Source organism: Flavobacterium haoranii, from assembly GCF_009363055.1.
GTDB lineage: Bacteria > Bacteroidota > Bacteroidia > Flavobacteriales > Flavobacteriaceae > Flavobacterium > Flavobacterium haoranii.
Window position 1 is genome coordinate 723,836 of the sequence record NZ_CP045292.1, and the last position, 18,926, is coordinate 742,761.

Annotated in this window: 18 protein-coding genes and 1 tRNA gene; 13 read left to right on the forward strand and 6 right to left on the reverse strand. The window is 30.8% G+C overall.

Translation table 11 applies throughout. The annotated features are described in order from the left end of the window. Positions 1–271: 271 nt before the first annotated feature. The 11 genes from GCU34_RS03575 to GCU34_RS03625 all read left to right on the forward strand — a co-directional run bounded on the left by GCU34_RS03575 (position 272) and on the right by GCU34_RS03625 (position 11,373). Positions 272–913, forward strand: a complete 642-nt coding sequence (locus GCU34_RS03575) for a DUF6266 family protein (protein WP_072784053.1) — start codon at positions 272–274, stop codon at positions 911–913. A gap of 353 nt (positions 914–1,266) precedes the next feature. Continuing rightward, positions 1,267–3,645 (forward strand): EcoAI/FtnUII family type I restriction enzme subunit R, encoded by a 2,379-nt coding sequence (gene hsdR / locus GCU34_RS03580; RefSeq protein ID WP_218587735.1) that lies wholly within the window; start codon positions 1,267–1,269, stop codon positions 3,643–3,645. Further along, positions 3,646–4,095, forward strand: a complete 450-nt coding sequence (tnpA, locus tag GCU34_RS03585) for an IS200/IS605 family transposase (protein WP_072784049.1) — start codon at positions 3,646–3,648, stop codon at positions 4,093–4,095. It begins immediately after the preceding gene. A 445-nt stretch (positions 4,096–4,540) separates the two neighbouring features. Next, on the forward strand, positions 4,541–5,977 hold the full coding sequence (locus GCU34_RS03590; protein WP_072784047.1) for a class I SAM-dependent DNA methyltransferase: 1,437 nt from the start codon (positions 4,541–4,543) through the stop codon (positions 5,975–5,977). Beyond that, on the forward strand, positions 5,974–6,318 hold the full coding sequence (locus GCU34_RS03595) for a hypothetical protein (protein ID WP_152378350.1): 345 nt from the start codon (positions 5,974–5,976) through the stop codon (positions 6,316–6,318). The genes GCU34_RS03590 and GCU34_RS03595 overlap by 4 nt, the downstream gene beginning before the upstream one ends. Before the next feature lie 59 nt (positions 6,319–6,377). Next, positions 6,378–7,310, forward strand: coding sequence for a restriction endonuclease subunit S (locus GCU34_RS03600; protein WP_152378351.1), 933 nt, complete (start codon positions 6,378–6,380; stop codon positions 7,308–7,310). A 10-nt stretch (positions 7,311–7,320) separates the two neighbouring features. Then, positions 7,321–7,761 carry a DUF559 domain-containing protein gene (locus tag GCU34_RS03605; protein ID WP_218587734.1) on the forward strand — a complete coding sequence of 147 codons (441 nt, stop codon included), beginning with the start codon at positions 7,321–7,323 and terminating at the stop codon, positions 7,759–7,761. Positions 7,762–7,926: 165 nt separating this feature from the next. Beyond that, complete coding sequence (locus GCU34_RS14365; RefSeq protein WP_072784034.1) at positions 7,927–8,826, forward strand: DUF2971 domain-containing protein; 900 nt, start codon at positions 7,927–7,929, stop codon at positions 8,824–8,826. A 23-nt stretch (positions 8,827–8,849) separates the two neighbouring features. Further along, a complete protein-coding gene (locus tag GCU34_RS03615; RefSeq protein WP_072784032.1) occupies positions 8,850–9,980 on the forward strand; it encodes an ImmA/IrrE family metallo-endopeptidase in 1,131 nt (376 codons plus the stop codon). 4 nt (positions 9,981–9,984) lie between these two features. Beyond that, positions 9,985–10,482: a DUF4411 family protein gene (locus GCU34_RS03620; protein WP_072784030.1), complete on the forward strand. Its 498-nt coding sequence runs from the start codon at positions 9,985–9,987 to the stop codon at positions 10,480–10,482. A gap of 111 nt (positions 10,483–10,593) precedes the next feature. Next, a complete protein-coding gene (locus tag GCU34_RS03625) occupies positions 10,594–11,373 on the forward strand; it encodes an SseB family protein (protein ID WP_072784028.1) in 780 nt (259 codons plus the stop codon). Between the two features lie 501 nt (positions 11,374–11,874). Here the strand turns inward: GCU34_RS03625 and GCU34_RS03630 are convergent. From GCU34_RS03630 to GCU34_RS03640, 3 genes are all read right to left on the reverse strand, one after another. Further along, entirely contained in the window at positions 11,875–12,540 is a 666-nt protein-coding gene (locus GCU34_RS03630; RefSeq protein WP_072784158.1) for a response regulator, read from the reverse strand. A gap of 7 nt (positions 12,541–12,547) precedes the next feature. After that, complete coding sequence (locus GCU34_RS03635; protein ID WP_072784026.1) at positions 12,548–14,203, reverse strand: ATP-binding protein; 1,656 nt, start codon at positions 14,201–14,203, stop codon at positions 12,548–12,550. Positions 14,204–14,447: 244 nt separating this feature from the next. Beyond that, positions 14,448–14,521: transfer RNA gene (locus tag GCU34_RS03640), tRNA-Arg, on the reverse strand. Between the two features lie 430 nt (positions 14,522–14,951). On the opposite strand from GCU34_RS03640, the gene rpsU reads away from it, so the two are divergent. Further along, positions 14,952–15,146 carry a 30S ribosomal protein S21 gene (rpsU, locus tag GCU34_RS03645; RefSeq protein WP_072784016.1) on the forward strand — a complete coding sequence of 65 codons (195 nt, stop codon included), beginning with the start codon at positions 14,952–14,954 and terminating at the stop codon, positions 15,144–15,146. On the opposite strand, the gene GCU34_RS03650 is transcribed toward rpsU, so the two are convergent. The 3 genes from GCU34_RS03650 to GCU34_RS03660 are packed head-to-tail and all read right to left on the reverse strand — an operon-like array spanning position 15,143 to position 17,612. Next, positions 15,143–15,286: an SsrA-binding protein gene (locus GCU34_RS03650; RefSeq protein WP_072784014.1), complete on the reverse strand. Its 144-nt coding sequence runs from the start codon at positions 15,284–15,286 to the stop codon at positions 15,143–15,145. The two genes, rpsU and GCU34_RS03650, sit on opposite strands and share 4 nt — an antisense overlap. A gap of 60 nt (positions 15,287–15,346) precedes the next feature. Further along, positions 15,347–17,251, reverse strand: a complete 1,905-nt coding sequence (locus GCU34_RS03655) for a M56 family metallopeptidase (RefSeq protein WP_072784012.1) — start codon at positions 17,249–17,251, stop codon at positions 15,347–15,349. Position 17,252: 1 nt separating this feature from the next. After that, positions 17,253–17,612 (reverse strand): BlaI/MecI/CopY family transcriptional regulator, encoded by a 360-nt coding sequence (locus GCU34_RS03660; protein WP_072784010.1) that lies wholly within the window; start codon positions 17,610–17,612, stop codon positions 17,253–17,255. 254 nt (positions 17,613–17,866) lie between these two features. On the opposite strand from GCU34_RS03660, the gene GCU34_RS03665 reads away from it, so the two are divergent. Beyond that, positions 17,867–18,919: a T9SS type A sorting domain-containing protein gene (locus GCU34_RS03665; RefSeq protein ID WP_143146212.1), complete on the forward strand. Its 1,053-nt coding sequence runs from the start codon at positions 17,867–17,869 to the stop codon at positions 18,917–18,919. The last annotated feature ends 7 nt before the right edge of the window (positions 18,920–18,926 follow it).

Here is an 18,926-nt window from a genome sequence, read left to right on the forward strand (position 1 = left end):
AACAAAACCCCTATAAAATGACCCCCAACCCATCAAATACTTCCAATACCTATCAAAACCTATCAATACTTATCAAAAGTTGTCAAAAGCTATCAGATTATAGCAAAGTCTTTTATTAGGTATTAAAAACCGTAAAAACATATTAAATCGTTGTTAATCAATACCTTGTGATTGTATTTTGAAATTCTCTTTTTACTTTTGAAACGTTATTTGATAAGCGCGCATCAAAAACAAAAGGTAAATTATTAATTCATAAATTTTTTTTAAGAGTATGGGAACGTACAACAAAGGTATTTTAGGAGCATTTTCAGGTAAAGTAGGTCCAGTGGTAGGTGCTACGTGGCGTGGTAAAGACGTAATGCGTAGTTTACCCAAAAAGAGTAATCGTTTGGCAACGCCATTTCAACAACAACAACGCACTAAGTTTACCATGACCAATGAATTTTTGGGTGGTGTGCAGCCGGTTATTAAACGCTATTTTGGCAACGATACAGGATTAAAAACTCGTAGAAATGCAGCCATGTCTTATTTGATGAAAGAGGCAATTGTGTTTAATGATCCTAATTATGAGTGGGATTACACCAAGGTTTTGATTAGTAAAGGTGATTTGTTAGGAATTAACAACGGAGCTGTTGTTGCAGGAACTGGGCAAAATTTAGATTTTTCTTGGACCGATAACAGCGGACAAGGAGAAGCTGCTGCGACTGATAAGTTGGTCGTAGTAGTATACGAGCCTACCACAAAGGCTACAGTGTACAGTTTGGAGGCAGGAAGTAGAAGTAGTGGAAGTGCTTCTTTAGAATTACCCAATTTTTTAAGCGGACTTGAAGTGCAAGTTTGGGCTACTTTTGTTTCTGCAGATGATAAGTTATTTGCCACCAGTTTGTATTTAGGTGCTATAACTGTAGGATAATCTTAGTGTTGGTTAGTGTTCACACTAAGGATACAATGCCCTACCAGAAATGGTGGGGTATTTTTTTGACCATTGCCTTCGAGAGCCTCAGGCAACGGTTTTATTGAGAAATTTGATTGGTGGCTGAGGTTCTCGAAGCCACTTTTTATTATGGTTCAAGTTATAAGTTTTACGCATTTTTATTTTTTAACACTACTCGTACGGATTTCCACATTTTTATTCCATCCACTTTATTTACTTTCGTTAAGAAAGTTCCTACGTATTTTTACCAGGTATGAAAATCAGGTATTTTTACGGGTTGTAAAAGCCCTTTTTTTTCGTTATGTTTGGAACTATTAAAATCATTTGAAATGATTGATAAAAAGAAATTATCAGAACGCGATATTTGCACAAAATTTATAACACCTGCTATTCAAAATGCGGGTTGGAACTTGCAATCTCAAGTGCTTGAAGAAGTGACTTTTACTGATGGTAAAATTTATGTTCGTGGTAAATTGACTGCTCGTGGTGAAAGAAAAAGAGCGGATTATTTATTGTACTATCAAGACAATCCAATTGCTATTATTGAGGCAAAAGATAACAAGCATTCGGTTCGTGCAGGTATTCAACAAGCGCTTAACTATGCTAGAATATTAGATATCCCAAGTGTGTTTAGTAGTAATGGTGATGGTTTTGTGTATCATGATAGAACAGTAAATGATGATTCTATTGAAACCGAATTAGCTTTAGAAGACTTTCCTTCTCCAGAAGCATTATGGATGAAGTACAAACACTATAAAGGTATAGTTACTGAACAAGGCGAAAAGATTGCTTTACAAAAATACTTTTCGGATGGTTCGGGAAGAAAGCCACGATATTACCAACAAATTGCGATTAACCGAACTGTTGAAGCTATTGCCAATGGACAAAACCGAATTTTGTTAGTTATGGCAACTGGTACTGGAAAAACGTATACGGCTTTTCAAATTATTCATCGACTATGGAAAAGTGGTGCTAAGAAAAGAATTTTATTTCTTGCCGATAGAACTGCTTTGATTGACCAAACCAAACGTGGGGATTTCAAACATTTTAAAGATAAAATGACGGTGGTTAAAAACCGTATGATTGATAAAAGTTATGAAATTTATTTGGCTTTATATCAAGGTTTATCGGGTGCGGATGAAGATGCGAATGCTTACAAACAGTTTTCACCTGATTTTTTTGATTTAATTATTATTGATGAGTGTCATAGAGGAAGTGCCAAAGAAGATAGTGCATGGAGAGAAATTTTAACATATTTCAAAAATGCTACTCATGTAGGTTTAACTGCAACACCTAAAGAAACCAAAGAAACCAGTAATACTGAATATTTTGGAGAACCAGTTTATACGTATTCTTTAAAACAGGGAATTGATGATGGCTTTTTAGCGCCTTACAAAGTTATTCGTGTGGTATTGAATGTAGATGCAGAAGGCTACAGACCTGAACAAGGTAAAACTGATAAAGACGGAAACGAAGTAGAGGATAGAATTTACAATAGAAAAGATTTTGACCGAAGTTTAGTCATTGACGAGCGAACGGATACCGTTGCTAAAAAAGTAACCGAATATCTAAAAGGTTTTGACCGTTTTGCTAAAACGATTATTTTCTGTGTAGATATTGACCATGCCGAACGTATGCGAAATGCTATTGCGCGTCATAATGCTGATTTGGTTTCAGAAAATTATAAGTATGTGATGCAAATTACAGGGGATAATGAAGAAGGAAAACGTGAGTTGGACAACTTTATTAACCCAGAAGAAAAATATCCTGTAGTTGCTACAACCTCTGAATTAATGACCACTGGTGTTGATGCGCAAACTTGTAAAGTAATTGTGCTTGATGCCAACATTAATTCCATGACGAAATTCAAACAAATTGTAGGTCGTGGTACGCGTATCAATGAAGAGTTTAATAAATTGTATTTTACGATTTTAGATTTTAGAAACGCCACCGACAACTTTGCTGACCCTGAGTTTGATGGACATCCGTTACGTGTTAAACCCATTACAGAAGACCTTGATTTAGAAACTATCATTGACGAAGAAGAAACAGAAGACACTCCAATTATTGATGAAGTTACAGGAGATGAAATTATAATGGCTCCTGCGGTAGTAAGAGAGCCATCAAGTAAAGATGAGTATCAAAAAAGACCGAAACAATATGTGAATGGGGTGGATGTTTCTATTTTGGTAAGTAGAGAATTGTATTTTGACAATGATGGAAAACCTATTACAACGAGTTTAAAAGATTACACAAAAAATATTATACAAAAGAATTTTGCCTCTTTAGACGATTTTCTTTTAAAATGGAATACTTCTGATAAAAAAGAAGCGATTATTAAAGAATTGCAAGAGCAAGGTGTTATGGTTGAATCGTTGTATGAAGCTGTTGATAAACAAGTCGATTTATTTGATTTGGTTTGTCACGTAGCTTTTGACCAACCGCCATTAACACGAAAAGAACGTGCAAATAACGTTAAAAAACGAAATTATTTTACCAAATATGGCGAACAAGCACGCAAAGTATTAGAAGCTTTATTAGACAAATATGCCGATGAAGGTGTTGAAAATATTGAGAGCTTTGACGTATTACGTGTAAAACCATTTGACGATTTTGGTTCGCCACTAGAGATTATTTCTCATTTTGGTAACAAACAAAAGTATTTAGACGCAGTAAAAGAATTAGAAAACGAATTATATAGAAAAGCATAAATGCCATTCATCAAAGTATATATTCATTTTGTTTGGAGTACCAAAAATAGATTTCCATTTCTTAATTCATTAGAGTTGAGAGAGAAAATGTGGAAACACATCAAAGAAAATGGAAAAGAAAAAGGAATTTTTATTGATTTTGTAAATGGGTATAGTGACCATTGTCATTGTTTGGTTTCATTGAAATCTGACCAGACAATTCAAAAGGTAATCCAAATGATAAAGGGAGAATCTGCATTTTGGTTTAATAATCAAAATTTTATTCTTGAAAAATTTGGTTGGCAAGACGAATATTTTGCGGTTTCGGTTTCGGAATCAATGATTGAAAATGTTAGAAATTATATCCGAAATCAAGAAACACATCATTCCAAAAAACCATTTGATGACGAATATAATAAAATGATTGATGTATATGGATTTCAAAAATTTAATGATAATCTGAATCAATAGAAATGGGTTTCAACCCATTTGGTATAATGGATAAAAACAATGATTCCAATAATGGGTTTTAACCCTAAATTAAAATAACATATGATTATTAAATTAAATAATTGAAATATTATCGGATGGTTTGAAACCCATCCCAATTGAAAAATAAATATTATTAAATGGGTTGTAATTCATTCCGATTAAAATAAAACAAACATTAAAATTATTATCGGATGGTTTGAAACCCATCCCAATTGAAAAAAATAGAAATTAATTTTATTATCGGATGGTTTGAAACCCATCCCAATTGAAAATAGAAATTAATATTATTATCAGATGGGTTAAATCCCATCCCAATTGAAAAAAACAAATATTGATATTAATATTATTATTATTATTAAAATTATTATCAGATGGGTTGAAACCCATCCCAATTGAAATAAACAAAACAAATTAATATACAAACATGTCAAACATATCCTCAATACTAAAATCCATACAAACCATCATGTGGCAAGACACTGGTCTAAATGGCGATGCGCAACGCATTGAACAATTAGGCTGGATGCTCTTTCTAAAAATATTCTCCGATAAAGACAAAGAACTCGAATTACTAGACGACAATTATACGTCGCCTATTCCTGATGAATTGCATTGGGTAAAAGAAAAAGGCAATTGGGCAGGCGATGACGAAGGCATGACAGGCGACGAATTGCTAGAGTTTGTAGATAGAAAATTGTTTCCTGCATTGCGCAATATTGACGTAAGTTCTGGTAACCGCCGTGCATTGATTGTACGTGAGGTTTTTGAAGGGAACAACAACTACATGAAAAGTGGTATCAACATTCGTAAGGTGTTGAACAAATTGAATGAAATTGACTTCAACATTGCCAAAGACCGTCATGCTTTTGGAGAACTATATGAAAGTATTTTAAAAGGCTTACAAAGTGCTGGTAAAAGTGGGGAGTTTTACACGCCTCGTGCCATTACCAGTTTCATTACTGAAATGATTAACCCACAATTGGGTGAAAAAATACTAGACCCTGCTTGTGGAACCGGTGGTTATTTGACTTGTGCCATTGAACATTTAAAAGAACAAGCCAACAGTGTAGAAGACCGCAAAAGTATAGCTGAAAACGTAATGGGTTGGGAATACAAACCACTACCGTATTTGTTAGCTACAACCAACTTGATTTTACACGATATGGAAGTGCCTAATATTCGTTTTGGCGATGCTTTAGACCAACCGTTGTCTAACTTTACCGAAAAGCACCGTGTTAACGCTATTTTAGCCAACCCACCGTTTGGAGGTATTGTAGCCAATAACAATGAAAACAATTTTCCGCAGAATTATAGAACTAAGGAAAGTGCCGACTTGTTCCTGATTTTAATGATTCATTTATTAAAACAAGGTGGAAGAGCCGGTATTGTATTACCTGATGGCTCGTTAACAGGTGATGGTGTAAAACAACGTGTGCGCCAAAAATTATTGGAAGAATGTAATTTACACACCATTATCCGTTTGCCTAACTCCGTGTTTCAACCGTATGCTACTGTAGCGACGAATTTGTTGTTTTTTACCAAAGGCACGCCCACCAAAGAAGTGTGGTATTACGAACACCGTTTGCCTGAAGGTCAAAAAGCCTACAACAAAACCAAACCGATACAAGCCAAAGAGTTTAACCCAATAAAAACTTGGTGGAACGACCGCAAAGAAAGCGATATTGCTTGGAAAGTAGATATTCAAACTATTATAGACCGCAACTATGATTTAGATATTAAAAACCCTACGAAGCAAGAAGAAGTACATGAGTATAGTAGTGTGGAATTAATGGAACTATTACATACTTCTTTTGAGAAAAGCAATGCCTTGTTGAACCAATTAAAAGAAGTTGTTAAATGAAATTAGGTAAAGCTTTGAAAATGGGTTTGGCAAAATCTATTCAGATAAATGATACTTCTGAATATACAATTGCAGGTGTTCAATCTTATGGTAAAGGTGTAATAAACAGAAGAAATGAAATTGGTAAAAACCTTAAGATGAAAAAATATCAGGTTATTGAACCCGATTACTTAATGTGGTGTAAGGTTGATACAAAAAATGGTGCATTTGGAATAACTAAGGAGGAGCATAGAGGTAGTCTTGCTTCAACAAATATGGCTTTGGCGAAAATTGATACAGAAAAATTTAATCCAAGTTTTATAGAAAAACTATTTTCATTTGATTTTTTCATAAAAATATAACACATTTATCTTCTGGAAGCACAAATAGGAAGTATTTAACTCCAAAACAACTTTTTGAAATGGTTGAAATACCAGCCATTAATAAAAATGAGCAAGATGATTTCATTTTATTAGTTGATAAAATTGAACGAATAGATTTAAATTCTGAATTAACCCACCAACTCGACCTAATCAAACAACTGCGTCAAGCATTTTTGCGTGAAGCAATGCAAGGCAAGTTAATTACGAATGATAAATTACGAATTACGAATGGTGAAACCGGTCATGAATTGTTAGCCAAAATAAAAGAGGAGAAAGCACAATTAATAGCCGAGAAAAAACTCAAAAAAGAAAAAGAATTACCACCCATTACAGAAGATGAAATTCCTTTTGAAATTCCTGAACATTGGGCTTGGTGTAGGTTGGGGGAGATTGCTGAAATTAAAAGAGGTAAAAGTCCTAAATATTCTGAGAATGGTGTATTTAAAATGTTAAATCAAAAGTGTGTAAGATGGTATTTTATTAATATTGAAAATTCTAAAGCTGTCGATGAGAATTGGTTAAATTCACTAGATAAAGATTTAAAAATAAAAGAAAATGACTTATTAGTTAACTCGACTGGTGATGGAACAATTGGTCGTTCAGGAATTGCTGATATTTTGTGTGATGATTATATGTTTGATTCACATATTTTGAGAGTAAGAAGCTTTATGGAGATTAAACAAAAATATCTATGTCATATTATTAATTCAGAGTATGGACAAAGTTTGATTGATTCTATAAAAGGAGCAACAAGTACAAAACAAACTGAGTTAGGAGTTAATAACCTATCTAACTTTCCTATTCCACTTCCACCTCTACACGAGCAAGAGCAAATTGTGGCTAAGTTGGAGGAGTTACTAGCGTTTTGTGATGGTTTAGAGGAGAGTATAAAGGAAAGTCAGGGGTATAATGAAAAGTTGTTGCAACAGGTGCTTAGGGAGGCGTTGCAGGGGAAACAAGTAGAAGTTTAAAATATATAAAATGAGTTTTTGTATAGAATGTGGTTGTAATATAAGCCAAAGCGTTTTTGAATATTCTTTAAACAATATGGGACATCCATTATGTATGAATCATCAAAAATGGTTAAATGCTATTTTTTATAATAGTTCAACAACACCTCATGCAATTGAATTGTATTTTGCTTTAAAAAGAAGAGGAGTACCAGCTGAATTAGAAAAATGGGATGGATATAAAACAATTGACATTGCAGTCACTGATGCTAAAGTAAATATCGAAGTAGATGGAAAACATCACAATTATAATCATCAACAAGCACTCAGCGATTTAAAGCGTACTTACTTTAGTTTTCAAAAAGGTTATTTAACGTTAAGAATACCTAATAGTTTAGTGGAATGGAGTATTGAAGAAACAGCTGATTATATTACTGGATTTTTAATTGAAAGTAAGAATAGGAAATATTAATTGAATTTTATTTTATACTAACTATACAAGCAAGAGCAAATTGCCGCTAAGTTAGATGAGTTAATAGCGTTTTGTGTTGGTTTAGAGCAAAGTATAAAGAAAAGTCAAGGGTATAATGAAAAATTGTTGCAACAGGTGTTGAGAGAGGCGTTGCAGGGTTAGTTTATGAATTTCGAAAGAACAATTAGAATAAATAAAGTTTTAAGAGAACTAAATATTAGTTTAGATAGGGCTATTACTATTTTAAAAACTGGAAATTTCGAAATTGAATGTTCTCCAAATGCAAAAATTAATGAGCCTGAATATGAGTATTTAAAATATAGATTGAGCAATCCTTTACCTGATGTTAAGGAAAATATCACCATTAATGACCAAATAAAATTAACTAAAAATAGAGATAAATTAGGTTCAGCAACATCGGTTTTTAAATACTTTGGTGTTCAAGATTATAATATTGAAGGCTTTAAAAAAAGTTATCTTTATTATTCTAATTACTCAAATTTTAATGATCCATTTGATTGTAATATCGAGCTAATTACTTTTGATAAAGCGAGAAAAAGAACTAGACATAAAAGAAAAGAAGAGCTATTAAAAGAAAACTTTAAGAATTTAGGTGTTTGTTGTTTTAGTCGTAATGTAAATTCTATTTTAATGTGGGCTCATTATGCATCAAACCATAAAGGGTTTTGTCTTGAATTTCATTCTAATAGGTCATTGGATGGTATAAATCCTTTAGATGTTATTTATGTAAATAATTTTATAAAGGCAGCCTATTACAAGAATCCAAAAGATGCCCTTTTTCATTTGATTTATACCAAAGCAAAAGATTGGGAATATGAAAAAGAGTTGAGAAGTATTCAAATTAATTTGTTGAATAATGAAACTAGAAAAATAGCTTATGAAAAAGAAGAATTAAAGTCAATTTATTTAGGAGTTAATATTGATTCAAATATGAAGCAACAGTTATTAGAAATAGTTGACAATGTTTTTAATAAAAAGATAGCAGTTTATCAGGGAGTTTTATCGAAATTAAATTTTGAAATAAATTGGGAAAGAATTTTATGAAATATTAATTACTTTTGTCTAACATGAAAACTGAAGTCACCATCAATCCAACACTCATTACTTGGGCTATTGCCCGAGCAGGTTTTGATGTGGATAAGTTTTTAGACAATAATCCCACCATCCAAAAATGGATAGAAGAGGTTAAAAAACCAACCGTTAAACAATTAGAGCACTTTGCTCATAAAGTGCACATCCCTTTTGGCTATCTGTTTCTACCAGAACCTCCAAAAGAAACGATTCCTTTCCCATTTTTTAGAACAGGAAATCAACAAACCGATAAAGTGAGTTTAAATGTATTTGATACAATTCAAATATTACAAAGACGACAAGATTGGATAACAGAATATTTACAAGATAATGAGCAAGAACCTTTATCTTTTGTGGGTAGATTTAATGAAAACGCAACAGCAAATGAAGTAGTTGCAGACATTCGAAATACCTTAGAATTGCAACCTAATTGGGCTTGTAATTTTGCAACTTGGGAAGAAACATTAGCTTTTATTACCAATAAAATTGAAGCAATAGGTGTTTTTATCAACTTTAATGGTATTGTAGAAAATAATACCCACCGTCCAATTCCTGTTGATGAATGTAGAGGTTTTGTATTAGTTAATCCTTACGCTCCTTTTATGTTTGTAAATGCGGCTGATGCCAAAGCAGCTCAATTGTTCACCATTATTCATGAGTTAGCTCATATTTGGTTAGGTGAAAGTGCAGGTTTTGACAATCAAAATTTAATGCCGGCAGACGATCCAACAGAAAAGTTATGTGATGCTATTGCAGCTGAATTTCTAGTACCAGCAAGTTCTTTAATTGATATTTGGCAAGATAAACCAAGTATCGATTATGCAAGACGATATTTTAAAGTTAGCCCAATTGTAATAGCAAGAAGAGCATTAGATTTAGGGTTAATTTCTAGAGGTACTTTTTTTACCTTTTATAATGGTTATATTGAAAGCTTTAAACAGAAAAAAGAAAACCTAAAAGGAGGCGGTGATTTTTATGCTACTACTCGTAAACGTGTAAGTGTTACTTTTGCATCTTATGTAAATCAAGCTGTTAATCAGAATAAATTGCTTTATCGCGATGCCTACAAAATAACAGGTTTGAAAGGAGATACTTATCAAAAATTTGTAACCCAGCATTTACATTAATCGTATGGGTATTCCTTTTTTATTAGATACCAATTTTTTCATTGAAGCTTATAGAGTAAGCTATCCTTTTGATGTAGTTCCAAGTTTTTGGATTAAAGTCAAAGAGTTGGCTGAACAAGGAAAGATAATTTCAATTGATAAAGTGAAAAAGGAATTACTACAAAACAAAGATGAACTCTCAGATTGGATTATTGATAATTTACCAGAGGTTTTTTTTAAAGATACTTCTTCCGTAGTACCAAATTACGCAAAACTAACTGGTTGGGTTTATTCAAAATCTGGTCAATATTCACAACCTGCAATAAGTGAATTTTTAGATGCAGACGAAGCAGATGCTTGGTTAATCGCTTATGGTATGACATATGGAAATCAAATTGTTACACATGAAACTAGTAATCCAAATAGTCGAAAAAGAGTAATGCTTCCTGATGCTGCAAATCCATTTGATGTTACTTGTATTAAAACGATAGATTTGTTTAGAGCACTTGCAGTTAAAATTTAAAAATAGCTCAGTTGACTCTAAAGAAAAGTTTTTCTTAGTTTGTCCTTTTACTTTCGTTCAATTAGTTATGAAATGCTATAAGGAATTAAGTATAAAAACAAATAAATAATTATGATCCTCTTTAACAAACTATTCGGCAAAAAACAACCCGAGTTTATACCTGATAATTTGGTTTTACTGCAATTGATACAAGCGTATCATCAAAATCCGAGTTCCGAAAGCTACAGTAAAGTAATTGAAGAATTGTATGGTTCTCGTGCTTTTTTGGTGGTTCCAACAGGTAAAAAACACGAATACTCTAATGAATGGAAAAAATCTAAAGGAGGCGATGTGATAGATTTTGCAACTGTTTATAATATGGATGGGTTATTGGTTCTAGGAGTGTTTACTTCAGAAGCCACGTTATCAAGATGGATTACTGAAGAAATGGGATATATCGGGCTTCCGTCTAAAACGGTTATGGAAATTGCACAACAGCATAATTTTGGTCGCATTGTTATTGACAGTGACCAAGAGACTATGTTTGTGTTGGAACGTAATGTTTCGAATACAAATGAGATTACGATAGAAGAAGATACAGAAGTTTTGATTTGGTACCCAAAGCAACCTATTTCTGGAGACCATAAAAAGCAATTGTGTAGTGCTTTTGCAAAAGTGTCTAGTATTAAAGAAGTGTATCATTTTGGAATGACTCGAAATGATGAAGCTATTTTGATTTTAGCTTTTCTATTGGATGAAGTAAATGATAATAGTAGGTTAGCGGTTTTAAGTGCCATGAATGATGGTATGAATGGTTTTAGTACGGAGTTTCCTTTAGAAATGATGTATGTGAAAGAGGGGGATAATTGGCATACAACTGGGAATAATTTTGAGGTGTTTTATAGGAGGTGAAGGGTTATGGGTGAAGGGTTATGGGTGAAAGGTTATGGGTGATGGGGGAAAGTGAAAAGTGAAAAGTGAAAAGTGAAAAGTGAAGGGAGATGGGGGAAGAGTGAAAAGTAAAAAGTGAAAAGTGAAAAGGGAGAAGGCTGGTTTCACTTTTTGAAACGTGTACTTACTGTGTGGGAGCTTCCTTTTTGTCGGAATATTATCTCGACTGAAGTACAGCTTTATGATATAGATGCCATTACTCAACTAATAATTTTAGTAGATTGAATAAATAAAATGGTTTAAAAATTAAGTTCGACTTTTTTAAACCATTATTTGTTGATACTGTAAAAAGAATAATAGGTTTATAAAAATAAAAAAAAAAATAAAAATGAGGTTTTCCGTAAGGAAATGAAATCAGTATGTTATTTCTTTGTCGTGTTCCATTCTATAAGAGGTTGATATTTTAAAGTTGGAATATTTAGCTAGTTAAAAAGGAAGCATTCGCTTCCTTTTTTTATACTTTTAAATGATACCTAAATCTTTAGCGATTGCAATTAAGTGAATGTTATTGTTGGCTTTAAAATAATCTTTGAGTTTTGCGACTCTTTTTTCGATAGTGCTTTTGCTGTTTGGGGTAATGTTTAACTTTTTAAATACAGTTTCCATATTTTCAAGCGGAACACCGTTTGCGAGATGGGTGAGTAATGCAATATCGTAGTGGTCAATTTCTTTGGTTGTTTTATCTTGTAACAAATGTGCAAGGTCGGGAGTTATATAGGTTTGTTCCTGAAGTAAAGCTTCAATAGCTTTTTTGAGTTGGTCAATACTATTTCGACCTTTGTGTACATAAGCATTGATGTTTTGTTTTTCAAAAAGCGATTTGATGGTATGTGCTTTATCTTCAACAGAATAAACAATGATATTAAGTGTAGGCTCTATTTTTTTGATGGCTTCAATAAGTTTGTCGCCTGAGGGGATTTCAACTTTTCTATAGTCTTCCACAAAAGATAAATCCGTTATTAGCAAATCAAAAGGTTCTAGATTTTGTTTTGCTTTTTTAAATTTTAATAAGGCATCATCACAATATTTTGCGTATTGTACTTCTTGAATACCTAAATTTTCAAGCGTTTGTTTTACGGCTATATTGATACTGTCAAAATCTTCTGCTATTAAAACCTTTTTAAACATCTTCAATTTATTTTGGAATTTCAATTTTTACTTTAAATCCTTTTTGAGGAGCTGTGTCAAAATTAATTTTTCCTTTTATAGAATGAATACGGTTTTCCACATTTTGAAGTCCATTTTTTAAATTTAATAAATTATTTGTCCCAATTCCGTTATCTGAATAGTTGATTTGTATATTTTTTTTATCTGATCTAATTGAAATACTTGCAATTGAACAGTGACTGTGTTTTTTCATATTCACCATTAATTCTTGAAGGACTCTGTAGATAATTATTTTAAATTCTTTTGAAATTTTAGAATGATTAAACCCATCAACATTTAAAATTATATTTCTGCCAGAAGAGTTATAAGTCGATAGCATTGATTTTAGTTTTTCTAAATACTGTTCTCCTGTATCGATATTTTTATTTTCATTAGAAATATTTCGTGTTTTATTGTAAATAGTTTCTAAATTTTCGAGCAAGGTTTCTTTATTACCAATGTTTTCTAGGTCTTGCGTTTCAGCAAATGCCATTGTATTATAAACATCATTAGCTAACTCATCATGTAATTTTTTAGCAATACGAGCTTCGGTTAAATAAGCGGTTTCCTTAATTCTCTTTTGATTTCTTTTTTTGATTTGGTAATACACTCCAAAACTTGATAAGCACACTAAAATTATTATTGCAATAGAATATTCTTTTAACTGTTTTTGTTTATCGAGTTCTTTTAAAGTTTCTTTGGAATCGTATTTTATTTTAGCAAATTGATTTTTAGCTTTTTGACGAACAGTTTTAATGCTATCGTTTAATTTTAAAGATTGTAATGCAAATTTTTTGGCATCATCAGCTTTTGAGAGTTTTGTAAGAAAATATAAGGCTTCAATTTTATCGTCGGGGTTATTTGTTATTTTAGCCATTTCATAGGCTTTTAAAGCATTACTTTTAGTAATATGTAGCTCTTTGTTTTCATAAAACTCGGCAAAATGCATGTAAGAAGCGGTAAGTCCAAAAATATCCTTTTCTTGTTCTCTAATTTCTTTTGATAGCGTAGCCAATTCAATTGCTTTTTTATCGTTCAATTTAAACATTGTGTAGCCTAAATTATCCAATACTCTAGCATATTCAAGAGGCAAAGACCGCAAAGAATTATTTTTAACCAATGGTTCTAATACCGATTTAGCTTTAGCATAGTTTTTCTGTTTCATGTAATTGTAAGCCAAATTGTTTTTGATGATGCATTTTGAAACTTCATCCGAAGTAATACTTAAACTTTTTTGATAGTAGTATTGAGCTTCATCATAGTTAGCTTGTTCTAATGAAGCCAAACCTAAACTATTGTATATGAAAGTAGAATAACTTTTTTTAGTATCATTATTTATATATTTTAAAGCTTCGGTAACTGTTTCTTCACAACCCGAATAATCATTTTTTATTCTTTGAATCTCAGACATCATTAATATTGGATAAATGATGTTTTTATTGTCATTTTGACTTTCGCAAATTAACTTTGTTTTTTGATAATAGTAAAATGCCGAGTCGTATTTGCTAGATTCAAAAAATGCCTCAGCTTTTTGATAAGACTTTAAATAGGAAGCGTTATTTTTTACATTTGATTCACAGGAAAATAAACTGAAAATCAGGATTATAAAATAAAATAACGGGAAATGGATTTTTTTAATTGCCATTCCCCGAAAATAGATAATTATTTTTTATTGAAGAAGAAAAAAATGAAAGAGAAGAGAGTTAATCTTTTGATAGTTAAGAAGTATGTAAAGCCAAGATAATACTCAGTCGATTGTTTTATAAAATGGAATGTGTTTTTAATTCATTTGTAATAAAGCAATAAAATACTAGTAAGGTTATTTTACAAATGAAGTAGAAATAAAAAACGCAACTATTTGAATTTCAAATAATTGCGTTTTAATTAAGTGACCTCGACAGGATTCAAACCTGTAACCTTCTGAGCCGTAATCAGATGCGCTATTCAGTTGCGCCACGAGGCCGTTTCACATTCTCGGTAAGAATTACCTTGTTTGCGGGTGCAAATATAGTAAGAATTGCTTAAAACACAAACTCAATTTGTAAAAATACCAAAAAAATATTTTAATTATTTTTATAGTATTGAAAATCAATACGTTTTAAGTTAAATAAATCAAATTAGTTTTTAACGTTTAAATAGTGTATCTTTGCAAACAGTTAGTCAGTTTATTATATATCGGTATTTTTCTTTTCAGTTTAAATCCCTTCCTAATACTTTTATCTAACCTACAGCTTTTTTAAATTGTTTTTGGAAGAAAATTATTTTTCCATTATTTAAATCTAAAATTTTAAATATTTTAATTTGAGCGTAGTTATTTATAATGTAAAATTTATAGTAAACAAGACTAAAATTTACTAATCATGCGGCTTTTTGCTGTTTAAAAAAATAATTTTATGCTTATAATTGAAGTAAAACCAGGAGAAAATATTGATAGAGCTTTAAAAAAGTTTAAAAATAAAGTGAGAAAAGTTAAACAAGTTCAGCAATTGAGAGAAAACCAACACTTTACTAAAAAATCAGTTGCTAGAAGAGAAGAAATTGGAAAAGCTAAATATATTCAGCATTTAAAAGATACGCTTCAAGATTAATTACCCAAAGCTTTAGTGGTAATAAAATAACGCCAAGCAATAATTGCCTTTTGTATTTTAGTCGCTTTTGATAAATCTAAGCGTTTTTTCGAATAACTAGGTAATAAAACCTTGTTGAGTTTAGCTAAAAATTTATGCATTTTGTTTTTTGAGCAAATGTAAAAAAATAAATCCCGAATTCACATTCGGGATTTATCATTTTATTTTGTTTTTGCTTTCTCAGCTTCAGCTTTCGCTCGCTCTATTTCTTCTTTTGCTTTTTCGATTTCTACTTTTGCCTTTTCTAATTCTGCCTTAGATTTTTCAATTTCAGCTTTGGCATTCTCCATTTCTGCTTTAGATTTTTCCATTTCAGCTTTTGCTTTTAGCATGTCGCTATTCATTTTCTTTTTTTGAATTTCGATGATTTTTTTATCATTTTCCTTAACAATGTTAATAGTCTGAATTTCATCAGGATTTATTTCGTCTAATTCCGATTTATTTATTTTTTTTCCATTTACAATTATTACAGCGTCATCTGGAATTCCCGCCGAATTTTTAGTGATAATTTTAATTTCATTTCGATTATTGTTTTTACTTACATTAACCGATTTGATGATTTTAGAATCTAAATTATCCATTTCTTCTTTAGAAATTTCTTTATCATTTAAGAAGATATTAGTGTTAGGAGTTTCGTCAGATATAGTAGAATTTCCTTTAAAAATCATTACTTTTCTGTTAGTAAAATCATCTTCATTAATAGCAACAGAACCATCAACTGTTACAATTTTATCTTTTAATTCATCTTTAGAATATTCTTTTCCGTTAATGATGTAGATATCTTCACCATTATTTGTTTTTTTAACATCAATAGTTTCAATTTCTGGAATAGCCTTATTCCAAGAAATTTCACCATTGTCTGAGTTCTGAACATGACCTGCAATTTCTGCCATTTGTTGATCTCCAAAACCAATTTTTCCATTAGGTTCTAATTCTTTATAGAATACAATTGGTTCAATTGGTGAGGCTGATTTTCTGGAAAGCTGACCTGTATTGCCATCTTTGTCTTTATAAGAAATTGAAATAGCTGTAATTTCGTTGGCACTATTTCGCTTAATTTTTGAAACTTTTAATTCTATTCCATGTTCTTTTTTAAAAGTTTCGGTTTCTTTTTTAATTTCAGCATCAGTAGTGTTTTTAGTAATCAGAAATTGTACAATTTCGACAACATGAACTTCATTAATGTTTGTTGCTGTTTTAATTTGAGCAATAGTTTTTACTTGGAAACTTAAAAAGAATACTAGTAACAATGGTATCATTATAGAATATTTCCATTGTTTTCTTTTGTTTGAAGGATTTGTGTTTAACATAACGATTCGTTTTTTGATTAATGATTGATAAAATTGATTTGTGATTGATAATTGATTTTTTGTACCAATAGTTTTTAATAATGTTTTTTGATATAAATAAGAATTTTGAGTGATATTTTGAGTTTCAGCATCGGCAATAAATTCTAAATTTTGTAGTATTGCTTTTTTGTACAACCAAGCTACAGGATTAACCCATAATAGAATGGTTAAAAATTTACTGGTCAATACATCTAGAGAATGAAGCTGTTTAATATGAATATTTTCGTGAATAAAAATTAATTCTAATTCTTCTTTAGAAAATTTTTCTTTATTGTAAACCAAATAGTTAAAGAATGAAAATGGATTATCATAACTATTGTTTTCCACTAAAATTAATTGGTTTACTTTGTCTTTTTTTCCAGTTTTTAATACCTTAATAAAAGACATTAATTCAATAATTATCTTAAAAAATAAAATTGATGAAATTAAAACATAACCAACTTGTGCTATATAATCTAAATTAAAGTTATTTGTCTTAGAATCAATTGGACTTTCAAGTAAAAGTGAATCAAAATTTTGATTTACAGTTTGTGGTTCAATCCAAATAATTTTTGAATAGGATAGAAGCGGTAAAACAAAAGAAATTACTATTCCTAAAAGCAAAAAGAATCTGTTATTTTGGAAAAAGGTTTCTTTTTTTAGAAAAATGATATAAAATAAATAATGAATAATAAGTAATCCATTAACTTTTAAAAAATATAGCCAAATACTTTCCATATCATTTCTTTTTATCTATTAATTCTAAGATTTCACGTAATTCTTCAGCGGAAATTTTTTCTTCTTCAGCAAAGAACGAAACCAAATTTTTATAGGAATTATTGAAATAGTTTGAAATAGCAGTATTCATATATTTCTTTCTATATTCTTCAATAGTAACAAGCGGATAATATTGATGTGTTTTCCCATAGGCAGTATAACCTACATATCCTTTTTCTTCAAGATTGCGAACAATAGTAGAAAGTGTATTGTAATGCGGTTTGTCTTCAGAAATTTCTTCCAGTATGTCTTTTACGAAAGCTTTCTTTAACTTCCATAAAATTTGCATAATTTCTTCTTCTTTATTGGTAAGCTTTTGCATAATATAAATGTATTATTTGATTGATAAATCAAACATATAACTATATTTTTAGTTTTACAACTATAAAACTAGTTATTTAACTATTTTTTAAGTTTTATGTTATTCGTCGTTTATTTATGCTTCACAACGTTAATGAAGTGGGCTGATTATTAATTTGTTTATTTTCAATTATTTTTTAATGATACTTTATTAAAAAAAATTACGTATTAGCATTTTTGTTAAGTTCATTTTTGGGTTTAGCACAAACTGAAGATGTGTCACCAAATCTATCACATCCTTCGAATAATAGTTTACTAGTGAATAACACGAATAGTTCTATTTTAACCACATCTTTTTTATATGATATTTCAACAGCAATTGGAGCTTCTGGAAATGCAGGTGTAGTTTTTGTAAATAATGAGTTTTGGGTTTCTGCATGGGCTTCAAACAATATCCATTTGTTAGATAGTTCAGGAGCTTTTAGTTCAACTTTTCAAGTAGCAGGTTTAACTGGTACACGTTCTATGACGACAGATGGTACCTATGTTTATTGTGGTACCGCTGGTTCAACAATTTATAGAGTAAATCCAGTAACCAAAGTAGTTGTAAACACTATAGCGGTTTCATCATCTGTTACGGCAAGATTTTGTACATATGATCCTACATTAGATGGAGGAAATGGTGGTTTTTGGATTGCAAATTTTAATACAGATATTGCTTCAATCAGTATGACTGGTACACAATTATCTTTAATTCCGGCTGCGACTCACGGTTTAACAGGAATGTATGGAGCAGCAGTTTATAATAATAATGGCAATCATTATTTATTTGTATATCATCAAGGAGGCGCTAATAATGATCAAATAACAGTATTAAATTTAACAACAGGCTTACAAACGGGTGATACTTATGATTTTTTCGTTAATGATTCGCAACCAGCTGGTTCTACAAGTTCATTAGCTGGAGGGATGTTTTTATCGTCTTCTGTAGTCTCGGGTCAAGATACCTTGATAGGTGTTTCACAAGCAACACCCAATAATTTGTTATTTGGTATGAATTTAGATACAGTTTTAGCAACGGATTCGTTTAAATCATCAAATTTTGTGGTATATCCAAATCCAGCAACAGACTATTTATCATTTTCAACTAAAAATAATGTAAAAATAAAACAATTAAGAGTAGTAGATGTTTTAGGACAACTGGTAATAGATAAGCCTAATTTTACACATTCAAAAATTGATATTTCAAATTTGAATTCAGGAATCTATTTTGTATCGCTTTTTGATGAAAATAATCAATCGCAAACTATAAAAGTTATCAAAAAATAATAGTTTA